This is a genomic window from Ancylobacter defluvii (assembly GCF_018390605.1).
In the GTDB taxonomy this organism is placed as follows: Bacteria; Pseudomonadota; Alphaproteobacteria; order Rhizobiales; family Xanthobacteraceae; genus Ancylobacter; species Ancylobacter defluvii.
Genome location: NZ_JAHBGD010000005.1, coordinates 569172 through 585957 on the forward strand (window position 1 = coordinate 569172; position 16786 = coordinate 585957).

Sequence of the window (16786 nt, forward strand, 5' to 3'; positions counted from 1 at the left end):
ATCACGCTCGCCTGTGCGCTCGGCTATCTCGACCTGCGCTTTCCCGATTACGATTGGCGGGCCGGCCATCCGGGCGCCGGAGACTGGTTCGCGGCGACCTCCGCCCATCCCAGCCTCGAGGCGACCCGTGCGCCGGAAGCGCTGGCCGCGGAAGCGCGGCCAGATGACGGCGACAGCAGAGGACGAGACGATGAGCGAGCACTCGCACGACCACGCCCATGATCACGACCATCACCACGAACATGCGGAGGATCGCTGGAAGCATGACGGCGTGCGCGTGATCAAGGGTGATCGGCTCGATTCCAACACCGCGCAGACGCCGGGCATGTTCCGCCAGGCGGCGATCAACCACGCACGCGTCGGCGCGCAGAAGATCTGGGCCGGTACCGTCACCATCCAGCCTGACGCCAAGACCGGCGTGCATCATCATGGCGCGCTGGAAAGCGTGATCTATGTGGTGCGCGGGCGTGCCCGCATGCGCTGGGGCGAGCGGCTGGAATATGTCGCCGAGGCCGAGCCGGGAGACTTCATCTTCGTGCCGCCCTATGTGCCGCACCAGGAGATCAATGCCGACCCGAACCAGCCGCTGGAATGCGTGCTGGTGCGCTCGGACAATGAGGCGGTGGTGGTGAACATCACCGATGTCGACCCGGTGGAGAAACCGGAGGCGGTCTATTGGGTCGACCCGATCCACAAGGCGCCGGACTGAACGCAACGCTTGGCCCGAACGGAGCCGGGCGGCTTGCCAGAGATGGATGCTTGCTGGGAGGGCCAGCGGGCACTGAAGCAGGCCGTCCGGCTCTCCGTTTTTGCTCAATCGGCGACGTCGCGCGGGCCTGAAACCAGGAGCCGTTCCGGGCGTTTCCCATGACCGCGCCGATCGGCGCGGTTGCCTCGCGGCAGAAGGAGCGGCTTCCGTGGCGGATTATGAGCTTTTCTACTGGCCGGTGCCGTTCCGCGGGCAATTCATCCGCGCCCTGCTGGCTTATGCCGGCAAGAGTTGGCAGGAGCACGACGCTGGCGAGATCGAGCGGTTGATGCACCTCGAACCCGCCGACCAGCCGATAGGCTTCATGGGCCCGCCGGTTTTGATCGACACCCAATCCGGCCTCGCTCTCTCGCAAATGCCCTCGATCGCCATCTATCTCGGCGACAGCCTCGGCCTCATCGCCAACGAGCCTGGGCTCAGGGCGAAGACGGCCAAGGTGGTCAACGATGCGAATGACGTGATCGACGAGTTGACGCTGGATGGCGGTCGCCAGATGTGGACCGAGGCCAAGTGGGAACAGTTCCTCCCCAGGCTCAGGAAATGGATGGCGATCTGGGAGGCGACGGCGGCTCGTCATGGGATGACGGACGATGGCGGCCACCTGCTCGGCACGACGCAAGCCGGCGTGGCCGATATCGTCACCAGTACCTTGTGGTCGACGATGGGCGACCGGTTTTCGTCCATCCAGGCAATGCTGGAGGCAACCGCACCACGGACGGCGGCCATGACCCGGCGCATGCAGGCGACCCCTTCGCTCGCCGCGTTGCAGGCGAGATCGTTCGAGCAGTACGGGCAGGCTTATTGCGGTGGTGAGATCGAGAAATCTCTGCGGCGCGTGCTCGGGCGCGCGAGCTAGGCGGCGACATCGAAAAGGCGACGGGCGAGAGCCTCAACTCATCCCCCCACGACCCAGACGGGCGCCGGTGCCCGGCGAGGTCGAGACATATTGAATGGCGCGCCGCACCAGCTCCGGCAGGGATGTCGCGCCCAGCTTCGCCTTGAGCTGCGAGCACGTATTGGCCACCGTCTTGTAGCTGAGGCCTAGCTCGTCGGCGATCTGCGTGTAGTCGCGCCCGTCCGCCAGCAATGCCAGCATCTGCAATTCGCGCTGGGTGACATCGCCGAGCGGCGTGTCCTTGCGGGCGCCCAGCAGCGCAACCTGCATGGCGAGCTCGTGGCCGATATAGGGCTGGCCGCGCCGCACCCGCTCGAACGCTTCGAACAGCGTGCCGGATGAGGTGTCTTTCTGCACATAGCCATCGGCGCCGGCTTCGAGAGCCCGGCTGGCGATGACCGGATCCCCATGCATGGACAGGACGAGGATCGGCAGGCGGCTATCTTGTGCCCGCAGACGGCGGACCAGCAACAGGCCGCTCAGGCCGCTGCCCTGCAAGGCGAGATCGACGATGACCATGTCGGGCTTCTCGCGGCGGAACAACCGGTAGCCGGACAGAACCGAACTGGCTTCCAGCACCCGCTCGATACCCCAATCCTCGAGCAGGCAGCGGCAGCCCTGAAGCACGATGGGATGATCGTCGATCACCAGAACGCTGGTCATGAGGTCTTTGCCCTCTCGTTGGAGGCAGGAGCGGCGTTATCCGGACGGACCGGCAGGGTGATTTCGATCCGCATGCCGCGCGGCGCGACCGGCGCCAGATGCCAGCCGCCTCCCAGCGCGCCGATCCGCTCCTCGATGCCGATCAATCCGAAGCCCGGCGTGCTGTCCGGTTGCAGGCCCAAGCCATCGTCCTCGACGGCGAGGCGCAGGCAGACGCCGGCCGCCTCCTCGCGCAGCGAGACGGCGATCCTGCTGGCCTGCCCATGGCGCAGCGCGTTGGTGACCGCTTCCTGCACGCAGCGATAGACGGTGATCTCGATACTGTCGCCATAGTGCTCGGCCACATTCTCGAGCGAGAGGCGGAACTGCCGGTCCGGGGAGTGCCGCTCGAAATCGGCGAGCAGTTCGGCGATCACGGCGGCGAGCGGGACATGGCCGAGCGCCATCGGCCGGATTCGGCGCAGCAGGCTGCGGTTGCCTTCCTGAACCCGGTCCAGGATCTCGCTCATGGTGGCGACCCGCTCGCCGATGCGGCGGGCGGGATCCGATTCGAGCCGCCCCAGAACCCGGCCGATCGATTCGAGATTGGCCCGGAGACCGAACAGGCACGGGCCGAGCTCGTCATGCAGATCCGCCGCGATCTGCCGCCGTTCGTCATCCTGTACGCGCACCAGCCGCTCGTTGAGCCGCAGATTGTCCTGGCGGGCCATCCGCAGCGCCGCGCTGAGCGCGTTGAACCTGTCGACGATCCGCGCCAGCTCGCGCACCCTCGGCAGCGGCAGGCGGTGGTCGAAACGGCCTTCCTCCAGTTCGTGCAGCCCGGTCGACAGCGTCTGGAGCGGTTGCAGCAACCTGCCGAGAACGAGGTAGAGCGCGGCCAGAATGGTGATGTTGACCGCCGCGGCCAGCAGAGCGAGATCGGACATGTCTGACCAGACCTCGGCAATCTCGTCTGACGCCTCGCCGCTGATCCGCACGACGCCGACGGTTTTCCCATTCTCGACGACCGGAATCGCCGTCTCGGCGCGGTCGACGGTGACAAGATCGGCAAACCAGCCGGGCACCTCATCGGTTTCGTCCTCGCCGCCGGCGTCGCTCGCGGACGGGGCCTCGGCGATGATCTTGCCGCTCAGGTCCTCGATATGGATGCGCACATGCCGCAGCCCGGTGATGTGCAGGGGCAGCTGGGTCAGCGAGACCGAGCCTCCGACCGTTTCGGCAAGACGCTCGGCGGTCTCCTGCACCAGGCGTTCGGCAATGGCGACGGAGGAGAGCATTTCGAGCCTGGTCGCGCGCTGTGCGTTGAGGATGACGACCACGAAGGCGACCAGCGCCGCGCACAGATTGATGACGATCACCGCCGCCATCACCTGCCAGCGCAGCGAACGCCGCCCCCAGAAACTGTAGTCGACCGCGCCGGCCACGGAATCGCTGGCGAAGGTTGTCATGGATGCGCACCCGTTGCCTCGGCATCGGCCGGGGCGCGCGACGGCGGCGCCTGCTGCCGCAGAACGGCAAGCGCCGCCTCCCGCGTCAGTCCCTGCGAACGCAGATTGTAGTAGTGCTGGCACAGATCGCTGAAGCCGCTGCGCGAGCCCTTTTCCGCAAAGGGAGCGAAGTCGGCGAGGATGTCCGGCACCGTTTCCCTGATGCCGATTTCGCGCAGCATGGTTTCAAGCTGCACCGCCCGGTTGGCGATCATCCGGGTGTTCTCGCCGAAACGCGCGTCGGCATCGGCAAGGACGGCGCGCCAATGGGCCGCCGCCGGATCGCCGGCCGTGACGTCGCTGCCGGCCGCGCGGCTGGCCAGCCAGATATCGGGCTCGGTCGCATCCGACGGCTGCAGCCACTGCTTGTCCGCCACCGCAGGGCTGGACGACGCGACCACCCGCCCGCGCGGCTCGGACGGCTGCTCGCTCGGGCAACCCGCCAGGGTAAAGGCAATGCCGGCGCTGCCGACGGTGCGGAAAAATGTGAACAGGCCGTTTCCCATGCCTATTTATTACTTTCTTATCATTGCGCCATGACGTGTGACATCTCGTCATTTCTGTAGAAGTTCCGACCTCCGCACCCCTGTTTGCCGCCGGCCGTCGTTTGGGCGGGGAACGTCACTGTCCTTACAACATCATGAAAATAAAACATTTTCTAGGGAAGGCGGCAAGGCTTTCGGGCCGGGATGGTGCATTTTCCGGCGTCTCGGGAACTAGTTCCCGACCAATTTTTCCAAATTACCTAAAGACAATTACGAACTGTATAGAGAATGATTGCCACATGACGACACAAATAATCAGAAGTTCATAAGAAAATATACGTCTATCCCGCTGGCTGAAATCGAAATGCTGCGGGCGCTAAGGCCAACAAAGAAAGCAAGAGTTTGCGGCGCTGCCGGATCGAACCGGAGCGGATGCAGAACGATCTGGGAATGGAAACGTGAGGGAAGATCAATGAGCCGACTGCACTCTTCCGTGTCAGCGCTGACCGTCGCCGCCGCGATGGCGGCCACGGTCAGCCTCGCCGCCATGGCGCCGGCGGTTGCGAATGACAAGCTCGTGGAGCTGTCGAAGAACACCGATAACTGGCCGATGACCGGCAAGAACTACAACGCCAACAATTACAGCGAGGCGAACCAGGTCACCAAGGAGAACGTCAAGCAGCTCAAGGCGGCCTGGTCGTTCTCCACCGGCGTGCTGAGCGGCCACGAGGGCACGCCGTTGGTGGTCGACGGCGTGATGTACATCCACGCTCCATTCCCCAACACCACCTTCGCGGTTGCTCTCGACGAGCCCGGCAAGATCCTGTGGCAGCACAAGCCGAAGCAGAACCCGACCGCCCGCGCGGTGGCCTGCTGCGACGTGGTCAATCGCGGCCTCGCCTATTGGCCGGGCAACGCGAATGTGGGGCCGCTCATCATCAAGACCCAGCTCGACGGCAACGTCGTCGCGCTGAAGGCCGATACCGGCGAGGAATACTGGAAGCTGGAGAACTCCGACATCAAGGTCGGCTCGACCCTGACCATCGCCCCCTATGTGGTGAAGGACACGGTGCTGATCGGCTCCTCGGGCGCCGAGCTCGGCGTGCGCGGATATGTCACCGCCTACGACATCGCCACCGGCGCGCAGAAGTGGCGCGCCTATGCCACCGGCCCGGATGGCGACGTGCGCCTCGCCGACGACTTCAACAGCGCCAATCCGCATTACGGCCAGAAGGGCCTCGGCCAGGCCACCTGGGAAGGCGAGGCGTGGAAGATCGGCGGCGGCACCAATTGGGGCTGGTACGCCTACGATCCCGACACCAACCTGTTCTATTACGGCTCGGGCAATCCGGCGCCGTGGAACGAGACCATGCGTCCGGGCGACAACAAGTGGACCATGACCATCTGGGGACGCGACGCCGAGACCGGCATGGCCAAGTTCGGCTACCAGAAGACCCCTCACGACGAATGGGACTATGCCGGCGTCAACGTCATGATGCTCTCCGAGCAGCAGGACAAGTCCGGCAAGATGCGCAAGCTGCTCACCCACCCGGACCGCAACGGCATCGTCTATACGCTCGACCGCACCAATGGCGACCTGGTCTCGGCCGACAAGATCGACGACACGGTGAACTGGGTGAAGCAGGTCGACCTCAAGACCGGCCTGCCGCAGCGCGACCCGGAATATGCCACCCGCATGGACCACAAGGGCCGCGACATCTGCCCCTCGGCGATGGGCTACCACAATCAGGGCCACGACAGCTACGACCCGCAGCGCAAGTCCTTCTTCATGGGCATCAACCACATCTGCATGGATTGGGAGCCCTTCATGCTGCCCTACCGGGCGGGCCAGTTCTTCGTCGGTGCGACGCTGAACATGTATCCCGGCCCCAAGGGCGACCGGCAGAAATATGAGGGCCTCGGCCAGGTGAAGGCCTATGACGCCATCAACAACCGCTACAAGTGGGAAGTGATGGAGCGCTTCGCTGCCTGGGGCGGCACGCTCGCCACCGCCGGCGGCGTGGTGTTCTACGGAACGCTCGACGGCTTCATCAAGGCGCGCGACAGCGACACCGGCGAACTGCTGTGGAAGTTCAAGCTGCCCTCCGGCGTCATCGGCCACCCGATGACCTACACCCATAACGGTACGCAATACGTCGCCATCTATTACGGCGTCGGCGGCTGGCCGGGGGTGGGCCTGGTGTTCGACCTCAACGACCCGACCGCCGGCCTCGGCTCGGTGGGCGCGTTCAAGCAGCTGCAGCACTACACCCAGATGGGCGGCGGCGTGATGGTGTTCTCGCTCGACGGCAAGGGTCCCTATGACGACCCGAAGGTAGGCGAGTATTCCACCGAGATCATCCGCGCCAGCAACTGATGCCGCATCGGCCGCCCGCCGCGCTCGCAGCGCCCGGGCGGCCGACCTTCCCGATGATCGTCCCGAACCCGTCCGTCCGCACGGAGGAACCACCATGTCGACGTTCATGCTGTCGAAACTCGCTACGGCCAGCCGTCTCGCCCTTTCGGCGGGCTTCGCTGCCCTACTGACTACTGCCGCCGGTGCCGCCACGGTGGACGCCGACAAGGCGGCCGGCGCCAATCCGGACGAATTGCGCATCTGCGCCTCCAATGTCGAAGCGCCGTTCTCCAACAAGGAGTCGACCGGCTTCGAGGATCGCATCGCCGTCGTGCTGGCGCAGGCGATGGGCCGCAAGCCGGTGTTCGTGCGCAACGACAAGCCCGGCATCTATCTGGTGCGCGACCAGCTCGACAAGAACAGCTGCGACGTGGTGATGGGCGTCGATGCCGGCGACGAGCGGGTGCTGACCTCCAAGCCCTATTACCGCACCGGCTACGTGCTGGTGACCAAGGCGGATCGCAACATCACCACCAGCGACTGGCAGGACCAGCAGATCAAGGACCAGACCCGCTTTGCCGTCCGGTTCTATTCGCCGGCCGAGACCATGCTGAAGCGGATCGGCCGCTTCGAGGACAATGCTGCCTACATGTATTCGCTGGTCAATTTCGTCTCCCGCCGCAACCAGTGGACGCAGGTGCCCGGCGACCGGCTGGCCACCGAGGTGGCCACCGGCGAGGCGGATGTCGCCATCGCCTTCGCCCCCGAGGTCGCGCGCTATGTGAAGGCGTCCACGACGCCGCTGCGCATGACGGTGATCTCGACCGGCATCGACCGGCCGAACGACAAGCCGATCCCCATGCACTACGACCAGTCGATCGGGGTGCGGAAGAACGATCCCGCCTTGCTCGCCCAGATCGACGCCGCGCTCGAGAAAGCCAAGCCGCAGATCGAGCAGATCCTGACCACCGAAGGCATTCCCCTTCTCGATCCGAACACCTGACGCGGTCCGCGAACGGCACCGGCGGCAGTCGCCGCGCGGCCGGTGCGGCGCCCGCCCCATGACGCGAAACGCTTCTGCGACGAGGTTCGATGAAAAAGACAATTCTCATCAGGACGGTCACCGTGCTCGTGACGCTCGGTGCCCTCGCGCTCGGCACGCGCGCGGCGATCATGCTCACCAACACCGTGACCGGCCAGCCGCTCGAACTCTCCGAGGCACCGGAGGAGGGGCGCGACACCCAGGCCGTGCTGAAATTCCTAGAGACCGGCACCAATATCTACAATGAAGACCCGGTCTGCCTGCCCAAGGCCCATGAGCTCTACCTGTCCATGTGTTCGGGCTGCCACGGCCACTACGCCGAGGGCAAGATCGGGCCGGGGCTGAACGACAGCTACTGGACCTATCCGAAGAACGAGACCGACCAGGGCCTGTTCGAGACGATCTTCGGCGGCGCGCAGGGCCAGATGGGCCCGATGTATGGCGCGCTGAACATGAACGAGATGCTGCTCGTCATGTCCTGGGTCCGGCATGTCTACAAGGACGATCCGAAAGGCGCGACCTGGCTGACCAGCGAGCAGCGCAGCGCATTCAAGTCTTTCGACGCCAACGCCAAGCACATCGAGCCGTCCGACGTGATGCCTCCGAAGTGCGGCGGGCCGGCCGGCTGAAGCCGGCGGCAAGAAGCAGACGTGGAAACCGACAAGGAGACCGAGCATGACCATCATCGACCACAGCGTGAAGACCATTGCCCTCCTCGCCGGCGCCGGCGCGCTCGGCCTCGCCATGGTGGCGGGGGCGGCGGCCTATGACGGCACCAACTGCAAGGCGCCCGGCAATTGCTGGGAGCCCAAGCCCGGCTATCCCGACAAGGTCGCGGGGTCGAAATACGATCCCAAGCACGACCCCAAGGAAGTCAACAAGCAGGCGGAATCCATCAAGGGAATGGAGGCACGCAATGCCCAGCGCGTCGAGTATTTCCAGAAGACCGGGAAGTTCGTCTACGACGTGAGCAAGATTCCCAGCGCAAACTGATAGCTCGCCCGAGCGAAGACCTTCACGAACCCACGTGTGGTCGGAAGCCTATCTCCTTTCCGTCCGCGTTCCTCCGGCACTTGTCGGTTGTGGGCAACTGGCACGGCCGGCGTCGCGCGATCATCGCGGGCGTCGGTCGTGTCCTCTTCGCCGGCCGATTGCGGCCATGGGTCGGCGCGTGGCCCGACCGCCGGCCATTTCGCCGCAAGGTGGAGGAGTTTCCGCATGCGTCTCGCCCGCGAGACCGATTCCATCCTGTCGGATTGGCGCGACCGTGCCCTGCGCTTCGAGGCGGAGATCGGCAAGTCCGTGCTGGGGCAGGCGCGCGTCATCCGCCTCCTGACGATCGCCACCTTCGCGCGCGGCCATGTGCTGCTGGAAGGCGATGTCGGCGTCGGCAAGACGACGATCCTGCGGGCGCTGGCGCGGGCGATCGGGGGTGCCTTCGAGCGGATCGAGGGCACCATCGACCTGATGCCCGCCGACCTGATCTACCACGCCCATCTCGACGAGGACGGCAAGCCGCGCATCGATCCCGGCCCGCTGCTGAAGCAGGGCGAGGGGCTTTCGGTGTTCTTCTTCAACGAGATCAACCGCGCCCGGCCGCAGGTGCATTCGCTGCTGCTGCGGCTGATGGCGGAGCGCTCGGTTTCGGCCTTCAATCGCGAATACCATTTCCCCCATGTGCAGGTCTTCGCCGATCGCAACCGCGTCGAGCGCGAGGAAACCTTCGAGCTTCCGGCCGCGGCGCGCGACCGCTTCCTCATGGAGGTGCAGGTGGCGACGCCGGACGGGGAGGAGGCTCGGCGCAGCCTCGTCTTCGATCCGCGCTTCCACAATGTGGACTCGCTGCTGATGAATGTGGAACCTGGGGTGCTGGAGCCGCAGGCGCTGGAGACGGTTGCGCGGATGATCCAGATCAGCGTTCGCGCCAGCCCGACCCTGGAGGCCTATGTCCTCGCTCTGTGGGACGCCTTGCGCGACCCGCGGGACCACGGCGTGGTGGTCGAAGGCGTGGATATGCAGCGGCTCGTGCAGGGCGGCGCCAGCCCGCGCGGCCTCAGCTACCTCGTGCGCGCCGCGCGGGTGCGCGCCTGGCTCGAGGGCCGCGACATGATCGTGCCGGAGGATGTGCGCGCGGTGTTCCCCGAGGTGATGGCGCACCGCATCTTCGTCGATCCGGTCTATGAGATGCGTCGCGAGAAGCTGGTCGGCGAGCTCATCGCCGGCATCTTCGCGCGGGTGCCGGCGCCATGAGCGGCTCGGCGCACGAGGCAGCGTTCCAGCCGCTGCCTTACCGGCTGCGCTGGCGTCCGCAGGGCATCCTGCCCGGCGCCCATCCCGGACATGGCGAAGGCACCGAGGGCGAGTTCCGCCGTCATGTCCCGCTGCTGCGCCATCCCGATCCGCGCCGGCTAGATCTGCGGGCGTCGCTGCGCGATCCCTATGGCGAGTTGCATGTGCGCCAGTTCGCCCCGCGCCGGGCGGTGCCGGTGGCGGCGCTGGTCGATCTGTCAGGCTCGATGCGGTTCGGCGATACCGTGGCGGGCGGGGTCGCGGATTTGTGCGCGCTCCTGGCTCTCTCGGCCGCACGGTCGGGCGACAGCTTCGTGCTGTTCGGTTGCGACGGGCAGGTGCGCGAGGCGGCGAGCCTGCCCTTCGCCCGGCGGCGCGGCATCGAGGTGGAGGTACGCCAGCGGCTCGTCGGCGCCCGTCCATCGGGGATGACGGCGACCGGGCTGATCGAGGCGGCCGGACGGCTGCCGCCGCGCCGCGCCTTCGTCTTCCTCGTCTCCGATTTCCTGATGCCGATGCCGGAGATCGAGCGGCTGCTCGACGCCTTGTGGCGGCACGACGTGGTTCCGGTCCTCGTCGGTGCCGGCGCGCTTGAAGACGCGCTGCCCCGCTGGGGACTGGTCGAACTCGCCGACCTGGAGACCGGCGCGCCGCGCCTCGTCGTCATGCGGCCGACCTTGCGCGAGCGCTGGCGACGGCAGGCGCGCGAACGCTGGCAGGCGCTGCAGCGCCTCTTTGCGGAGCGGGGGCTACGTTCTTTCGAGTTGCGGGGCGCGCTCGACACCGACGCGCTGGCGCGGCGGCTCATGGAGGGCTGAATGCACGCCGCCGCCCGAAGCCTTGCCCTAATCCTGGCGATGGCCCTGCTTCTCCTCGCCCCAATACCGGCAGGCGCGCAACTGCGCTCGGTGGAGCTCTATGCGCCGCGTCCGTTCGGCCATGTGATCGGCGACAGGCTTACGCTTTCCGCCGACATCGTTCTCGACGTCCCGTTCCAGCTCGATCCGGCCTCGCTTCCCCGCGCGCGTCCGCTCAACTACTGGCTGGAGCTGACCGATGTCCGGCTGACGGATCGCGGAACAAGCGGCGACGCGCAGCGCTACGCGCTTAATCTCACCTATCAGATTTTCTACGCGCCGCTGGAGCCGAAACGGCTCGACATACCCCCGCTGCAGCTCCTTGCCACCGATGGCGAGCGGCGGGTGGAGTTCGTCGTTCCGGGCTGGTCCTTCCTCACCTCGCCCTTGCGCGAGATCGTCTCCACCGAGCAGGGCGCGGCCATGGCGCTGCGTCCCGACGCGCCGCCTCCGCCGATTCCCGTCTCCGGCACTCTGCGCGGCCTGTTGTTTTCGCTGGGGTGTGTGCTCGCTGCCTTGGTCGTCCTCGCCTGGCATGTCGGCTGGGGGCCGTTCGCGCAACGGCGGGGACGTCCTTTCGCCCGGGCCGCACGCGCGGTGCGGGCCGCGCTTCCCTCCCCAAAGACGGCTCCATCATCGCCCGCCTATCGCCAGGCACTGCTGAGCCTGCACCGCGCCTTCGACGCGACGGCTGGAAAAGGTGTGTTCGCGGAGGATCTGCCCGGCTTCTTCTCCGCGCATCCGGGCTTCGTTCTCGTCGAGACCGAGATACGCCGCCTGTTCGCCGCCTCGCGACGTCTGTTCTTCGGCGACGACCTCGTGGCGGCGACACAGGAATTGCCGCCGGCCGAACTCATCGCCCTCGCTGGGCGCCTGAAGGCCGTCGAGCGGGGCGGGCGATGAGCGGAGCCTCCGGGATGTGGCGGCGCATGACGGCGGATTGGGGATTCGATCATCCCCTGCTGCTCGCGCTGCTGCTGCTCGCCATCCTCCCTTTCATCGCGTCGGCCTTCGTCCGGCGCGGTATCCCGACGCTCGGCCTTGCGCCGGCGGACGGCGTCTCCCGTGCGGTGAGCCTCGGCCTGCGCCTTGCCGGCGCGCTCGCCATTCTGGCCATCGTGCTCGGCCTCGCGGGGCTGCACAGGCGGGAGCAGGTGATCGCGCGACAGGGCACCGGCGCGCATCTGGTGCTGTTGCTCGATCGCTCGTCCAGCATGGACAACAGCTTCGCGGACCGCGCGCCAAGCGGCGACCAGGAAGCGAAATCCGTGGTTGCCAAGCGCCTGCTCGACGATTTCGTCGCCCGGCGCGCGCGCGACCGCATCGGGGTGGCGGCGTTCTCGACCTCGCCGATGCCGGTGCTGCCGCTGACCGACCATCATGAGGTGGTGCGTGCCGCCATTGCCGCCATCGACCGGCCAGGCCTCGCCTTCACCGATGTCGGGCGGGGGCTGGCGCTGGCGCTTTCCTCCTTCGCCGAGGATACGGACGAAGCGTCGCGGGCGATCCTGCTGGTGTCCGACGGCGCCGCGCTGATCGACCGCCGGGTGCAGGAGACCCTGCGCGACGCGGTGGCCCGCACGCCGGTGCATCTCTACTGGCTGTTCCTGCGCTCGCGTGGCGCCAAGGGTATCTTCGAGGCGCCGCCGCCCGGCGAGAACACGCCGCAGGCCAATCCGGAGCGGCATCTGCATCTGTTCTTCCAGAGCCTCGGCGTGCCCTACCGGGCCTTCGAGGCGACCAGCCCGCAGGCGGTGGAGCAGGCCATTGCGGAGATCGACCGGCAGGAAACCCGGCCGATCACCTATGTCGAGCGGGTGCCACGGCGCGATCTGGCCCGGCTGGCCTTCGCGGTGGCCGCCGCCGCGCTGGCTTTGCTGCTGCTCGCCAAGCTCGCCGAGCGCTCCCTTGTGCGACCGGCTTCCGCTACCGCTGCGGCCGGGCGGGAGCCTGTCCTGCGGAGGGCGGCATGACACCCGGCATCAGACGCGGCCGCTTCATCCTCCTCGCCGCCGGCGCCCTGCTGGCCGTCAGCCTGTGCGCCGTCGGTTTCTTCGCGGTGCGTCTGGTCCTCGACCGGCGGGCCAATGGCGAGATCGCCGCGCTCGCCGCCGGGCACGATGTTGTCGTCGCCACCGATGCCCGCCCCGAACGGCTGTTCGCCCGGCTGGTGTTTCTCACCACCCGCGACCGGTTCGATGAAGCACAGCCGCTGATGAACCGTATCGCCAGTTCCGCCGCTCCCCGGCTCGCGGCGGCGGCGTTCTACGATCTCGCCAATGCGAGGCTGCGGGTCGCCCTCTCTCATCTGGAAAGCAACGAGATCGATCCAGCAGTACCTTTGGTCCGGCTCGCCAAGGAGGGCTATCGCCGCGCCCTCACGCTCGACCCCGGCTTCTGGGACGCGAAGTACAATCTCGACATTGCCATGCGACTGGTGCGCGATTTTCCGCAGATCGAGACATCGGGGGAGGAGATCCCGCCGGAAGCCGCCAAGCGGTTGTGGATCGATCTGCCCGGCGTGCCGAGGGGGCTGCCATGAGGCGCGCGCGCCTCGACGTGCTGCGCGACTGGCGGTTCTGGTTGCTCGCCATCGCCGGTCTCTCCCTTGTGGTCGCGCTGGTCATGCCACGCCTCACGCTGACCCGGCAGGCCCGCGACCTGCTGCTGGTGATCGACGTCACCGGCAGCATGAATGTGCGCGACTACATCGAGGGTGGCGAGCCGGTCTCGCGCCTCGCCACGGCGAAGCGGGCCGCGCGGGCGCTGTTGGCGGAACTGCCTTGCCAGTCGCGCCTCGGCCTCGCCATCTTCACCGAGCGGCGCAGCTTCCTGCTGTTCGAGCCGGCGGAGGTCTGCGAGAACTTCGCCGCCATGGATGGTGCCATCGACACGATCGACTGGCGCATGGCCTGGGAGGGCGACAGCTATGTCGCCCGCGGGTTGCATTCGGCGCTCGCCATCGCCGACAGCCTTCCCGCCGATCTGGTGTTCCTCACCGACGGCCAGGAAGCGCCGCCGCTGGCGGGCGGCGAACTGCCCGCCTATGAGGGCGAGCCGGGAAAGGTCACCGGGCTGCTGGTCGGCGTCGGGGCGGCCGAGCCTTCGCCGATCCCGAAATATAATGAGGACGGGCGGGAGATCGGCTTCTACGCCGAACAGGACGTGCCGCAGGAGAACCGCAGCGGCCCACCGCCGGCCGATGCTCCCTCGCGGGCCGGCTGGAACCCGCGTAACGCTCCCTGGGGCGGCGAGCCGGCGACCGGCACCGAACATCTGAGCGCCATGCGCGAGGAGGCCCTGCGCCGCCTCGCGGCGCAGACCGGGCTCGGCTTCGCGGCGTTGCGCGATCCCGCCGCGCTGTCCGCGGCGGTGGAGGCCGACACACGCGCCCATCCCGTCGAGGTTCGCGTCGACATTTCCGGCATTCCGGCCGGCCTCGCGCTTCTAGCTCTGACTGCGCTTTTCGGCCTTGGCGCGCTCACAGGCCGCCGGCCGGAACGACTTCCCGCGTGATGCCAAGGAAACCGACATGTTCGAGAGACTGATGCTCGCCTTCGCCTTCGTCCTCATGGGCCTGGCGCCGCTCGCCGCCCACGGCCCGACGCCGCAGCGCGCCGAGGAACGCGTGACGATCGCGGCCGCGCCGGACAAGGTGTGGGCATTGCTCGCCCGCTTCGGCGGAATCGGCGACTGGAATCCGCTGGTGAAGAAGGTCAGCGTTACCGGTGGCGATGCCGCCGGGGCCGAGCGCGTCCTGACCCTGGAGAAGGGCGAGATTGCCGAGGGGCTGGACGAGGTCGATCCGACGGCGCGGCGGCTCTCCTATCGTCTGCTGAAGGAGAACGTCGAGGCGTTTCCGGTGAGCTTCTACACCGCCACCATCGAGGTGAAGCCGTCCGGCAGTGGCAGTGAGGTAGTCTGGGATGCGCGCTTCTACCGGGCCGACACCACCAATGAACCGCCAGAAGGCCTCGACGATGCGGCCGCTATCGCCGCCATGGGAGATTTCATCCGACAGGGGCTGGAGGGCCTTAAGAGCCAGGCCAACGGACAGTGATCGCCGTCGCGGCGATGGCGAGGCGGCTTTTCGCGGCGTTCGGCCTTGCTGCCGGCGTGCTGATGGCAGGGGGCAGCGAGGCCGAGCCATTGATCGCAGTCGTGTCGCAACAGGCCGGCGTGGTGACGCTGATCGATGTCGGGAAGGCGACGGTGGTGACCGAAATTCCGGTGCCGCGCGTGCCCGCCGGCCTCGCTGCCGCGCCGGACGGGCGAATGCTCTATGTCACCCATCCCGATCTTGGACTCGTCTCGCGTCTCGATCTCGCGAGCCGCCGGGTGGAGGCGAGCTTTCGCGTCGGGCGCGAGCCCTTCGGCATCGCTGTCACCGAGGCCGGCCGCACCCTGCTTGTCAGCGACTGGAGCGCCGATGCGCTGATCCGCGTTGATGCCGCGACCGGCCGCGAGACCGGCCGCGTCGGGATCGGCCGCGCGCCGGCCGGGCTGGTGGTCGACGCGGCGGACCGCCGGGCTTATGTGGCGGACCGCGAAAGCAATCAGGTGAGCGTCGTCGATCTTGCCGCAATGACCCGCGTGGCCGCGGTGCCGACCGGCAAGGCCCCCTTCGCGCTCGCGCTGTCGCCGGAGGGCGGCGCTCTCTATGTCGGCAATGTCCAAAGCGGCGATCTGTCGGTCATTGCCACCGACCGGCTGGAGGAGACGAGCCGCTTCAAAATCGGCTTGATGCCCTATGGCGTGGCCGTCACGCCCGATGGCTCGCGAGTGCTGGTCAGCAATCAGCAAAGCGGCACGCTTGCTGTCGTCGACCCCACCTCGCACGCCATCGTGGCAAGCCCGAAGATCGGTGCCTATCCGGAGGGCCTCGTGGCGCTCGCGCAGGGGCGGGCCGCGGCCGTTGCCTGGGCCGAGGACAAGGTGATGATCATCGATATCGCCCAGTCTCGCGTCGTGGCGCAGGTTCCGGTCGGCGCCGGTCCGCGCAGCCTCGTGGCGCTGCCCGATCCCTAAAGGAGGAGGCCGAACAGGGATATACTGGATCGACAACAAAAAGATCGGGGAGGGGGCGATGAGAATTTTGAGCGCTATCATGGTTGTCGCCGCAGTGTCGGCGCCGGTGGCGAGCCATGCAGAGGAAATGGCGGCCGCGCGAGGGGCTTACCTCGTCGACGCCGTCGCCATCTGCGGGCGTTGCCACACCACGCCGGGACCAGGCAACAAACCGTTCGCCGGCGGGCGCGTGATCGAGAATTCGGCCTACAAGGTGCAGGGCTCCAACATAACGCCCGATCCCGAGACGGGCATCGGTTCATGGAGCGACGAGCAGATCGGGCGGGCCATCACCCACGGCCTGCGCCCCGACGGCAGCCGCATGTCGACGGCCATGCCGTATAATTTCTATACCGTGCTGACCGACGCCGACCGCGCCGCCATCGTCGCCTATCTGCGCATGCTGGCACCGGTGAAGAACCAGACCGCCGCCCCCGTCTATGCCGTTGCGACGGCGCCGGCCGCAGGCGTGCCGGCTCCCGAGGGGCGCGGCCAATCGGGCTCTGCCGGGCAGGATGCCGAACGCGGCAATTATCTCGCGACGCTCGCGCGGTGCCTCAGCTGCCACTCGGCGCCGGGAGCCGATGGAGAACCCGATCTCGTCGGCGGAATGGGGAAGGGGGGAGCGAGCTTCGAGGGGCCATGGGGCGTGGTGGTGGCGCCGGATATCACGCCGCGCGCGCTCGCCGGATGGAGCGACGCGGATATCCGACGCTCGCTCGTCGAGGGCGTGGCTCCGGATGGGCGCAAGCTCGCGGCGCCGATGCAGGCAAAGGCCTATGCGCAGATGCACCCGGACGATATCGCGGCCCTCATCGTGTGGCTGAGGAATCTTCCGGAGAATTGATGGGGTTTGAAGTGGGTTTTCAGAACCTT

At 67.2% G+C, this 16786-nt stretch carries 18 protein-coding genes; 15 read left to right on the forward strand and 3 right to left on the reverse strand.

What is annotated here, in order from left to right:
• The first annotated feature begins 190 nt into the window (after positions 1–190).
• Both KHC24_RS05325 and KHC24_RS05330 read left to right on the forward strand, forming a co-directional pair.
• Complete coding sequence (locus KHC24_RS05325; RefSeq protein ID WP_213361194.1) at positions 191–709, forward strand: cupin domain-containing protein; 519 nt, start codon at positions 191–193, stop codon at positions 707–709.
• A 208-nt stretch (positions 710–917) separates the two neighbouring features.
• Positions 918–1625: a glutathione S-transferase gene (locus tag KHC24_RS05330; RefSeq protein WP_213360089.1), complete on the forward strand. Its 708-nt coding sequence runs from the start codon at positions 918–920 to the stop codon at positions 1623–1625.
• Positions 1626–1658: 33 nt separating this feature from the next.
• On the opposite strand, the gene KHC24_RS05335 is transcribed toward KHC24_RS05330, so the two are convergent.
• The 3 genes from KHC24_RS05335 to KHC24_RS05345 are packed head-to-tail and all read right to left on the reverse strand — an operon-like array spanning position 1659 to position 4320.
• On the reverse strand, positions 1659–2327 hold the full coding sequence (locus tag KHC24_RS05335; protein WP_213360092.1) for a response regulator transcription factor: 669 nt from the start codon (positions 2325–2327) through the stop codon (positions 1659–1661).
• Complete coding sequence (locus KHC24_RS05340; RefSeq protein ID WP_213360095.1) at positions 2324–3775, reverse strand: ATP-binding protein; 1452 nt, start codon at positions 3773–3775, stop codon at positions 2324–2326. The genes KHC24_RS05335 and KHC24_RS05340 overlap by 4 nt, the downstream gene beginning before the upstream one ends.
• Positions 3772–4320: a hypothetical protein gene (locus KHC24_RS05345; RefSeq protein ID WP_213360097.1), complete on the reverse strand. Its 549-nt coding sequence runs from the start codon at positions 4318–4320 to the stop codon at positions 3772–3774. The genes KHC24_RS05340 and KHC24_RS05345 overlap by 4 nt, the downstream gene beginning before the upstream one ends.
• Before the next feature lie 451 nt (positions 4321–4771).
• Between KHC24_RS05345 and KHC24_RS05350 the strand changes: the two genes are divergently transcribed.
• The 13 genes from KHC24_RS05350 (at position 4772) to KHC24_RS05410 (ending at position 16757) form a co-directional block, all read left to right on the forward strand.
• Entirely contained in the window at positions 4772–6676 is a 1905-nt protein-coding gene (locus KHC24_RS05350; protein WP_213360100.1) for a methanol/ethanol family PQQ-dependent dehydrogenase, read from the forward strand.
• 94 nt (positions 6677–6770) lie between these two features.
• On the forward strand, positions 6771–7658 hold the full coding sequence (moxJ, locus tag KHC24_RS05355; protein WP_213360115.1) for a methanol oxidation system protein MoxJ: 888 nt from the start codon (positions 6771–6773) through the stop codon (positions 7656–7658).
• An 89-nt stretch (positions 7659–7747) separates the two neighbouring features.
• On the forward strand, positions 7748–8326 hold the full coding sequence (gene moxG, locus KHC24_RS05360; protein WP_213360118.1) for a cytochrome c(L), periplasmic: 579 nt from the start codon (positions 7748–7750) through the stop codon (positions 8324–8326).
• 46 nt (positions 8327–8372) lie between these two features.
• Positions 8373–8690 (forward strand): methanol dehydrogenase [cytochrome c] subunit, encoded by a 318-nt coding sequence (locus KHC24_RS05365; RefSeq protein WP_213360121.1) that lies wholly within the window; start codon positions 8373–8375, stop codon positions 8688–8690.
• Positions 8691–8915: 225 nt separating this feature from the next.
• Positions 8916–9947 (forward strand): AAA family ATPase, encoded by a 1032-nt coding sequence (locus KHC24_RS05370; RefSeq protein WP_213360123.1) that lies wholly within the window; start codon positions 8916–8918, stop codon positions 9945–9947.
• Positions 9944–10804 carry a DUF58 domain-containing protein gene (locus tag KHC24_RS05375; RefSeq protein WP_213360126.1) on the forward strand — a complete coding sequence of 287 codons (861 nt, stop codon included), beginning with the start codon at positions 9944–9946 and terminating at the stop codon, positions 10802–10804. The genes KHC24_RS05370 and KHC24_RS05375 overlap by 4 nt, the downstream gene beginning before the upstream one ends.
• Positions 10805–11746: a nonribosomal peptide synthetase MxaA gene (locus KHC24_RS05380; RefSeq protein WP_246546160.1), complete on the forward strand. Its 942-nt coding sequence runs from the start codon at positions 10805–10807 to the stop codon at positions 11744–11746.
• On the forward strand, positions 11743–12816 hold the full coding sequence (locus KHC24_RS05385) for a vWA domain-containing protein (protein WP_213360129.1): 1074 nt from the start codon (positions 11743–11745) through the stop codon (positions 12814–12816). Before KHC24_RS05380 ends, KHC24_RS05385 begins: the two co-directional genes overlap by 4 nt.
• Positions 12813–13385 carry a hypothetical protein gene (locus tag KHC24_RS05390; RefSeq protein ID WP_213360132.1) on the forward strand — a complete coding sequence of 191 codons (573 nt, stop codon included), beginning with the start codon at positions 12813–12815 and terminating at the stop codon, positions 13383–13385. Before KHC24_RS05385 ends, KHC24_RS05390 begins: the two co-directional genes overlap by 4 nt.
• The gene (locus KHC24_RS05395) at positions 13382–14359 is read left to right on the forward strand and encodes a vWA domain-containing protein (RefSeq protein WP_213360135.1); all 978 of its coding nucleotides are present in this window, start codon (positions 13382–13384) and stop codon (positions 14357–14359) included. The genes KHC24_RS05390 and KHC24_RS05395 overlap by 4 nt, the downstream gene beginning before the upstream one ends.
• Before the next feature lie 16 nt (positions 14360–14375).
• Complete coding sequence (locus tag KHC24_RS05400; RefSeq protein WP_213360138.1) at positions 14376–14903, forward strand: SRPBCC family protein; 528 nt, start codon at positions 14376–14378, stop codon at positions 14901–14903.
• Complete coding sequence (locus tag KHC24_RS05405; protein WP_338078389.1) at positions 14900–15871, forward strand: YncE family protein; 972 nt, start codon at positions 14900–14902, stop codon at positions 15869–15871. The genes KHC24_RS05400 and KHC24_RS05405 overlap by 4 nt, the downstream gene beginning before the upstream one ends.
• Positions 15872–15950: 79 nt before the next feature.
• Complete coding sequence (locus KHC24_RS05410) at positions 15951–16757, forward strand: c-type cytochrome (protein ID WP_213360153.1); 807 nt, start codon at positions 15951–15953, stop codon at positions 16755–16757.
• Positions 16758–16786: the final 29 nt, after the last annotated feature.